The sequence below is a fragment of the Fructilactobacillus sp. X7R7C1 genome (assembly GCF_059901065.1).
Map to the genome: position 1 here is coordinate 1 of NZ_JBWXVF010000010.1, position 236 is coordinate 236.

At 44.5% G+C, this 236-nt stretch carries 1 protein-coding gene; it reads right to left on the reverse strand.

Annotated elements, in window-relative coordinates; genetic code table 11:
* Positions 1–236 (reverse strand): putative ATP-dependent zinc protease (locus AC6UDC_RS06940; protein WP_500721924.1); only part of this gene is annotated, 236 nt, incomplete at both ends.

The window sequence follows — 236 nt, forward strand, 5'->3', positions numbered from 1 at the left end:
TTACCGTTACGTTCGAATTCTTTAATATCGACGGCATTTAAAGAGGAGGTGGTTGCGCCGGTATCAACACGAGCGTCAAAGCTTTGTTTTATCGAGTCGATAGATACCTTCTCGATTCCGCCTAAGATGGTAGGTTGTAACGTCGGGGTGACAGGGTCAGCGACAACGACTTCAGGTTCTTCTTCCTCTTGCTCTTCAATAACCTTGTGTTCAATACGAATTAGATGAGCATTTAG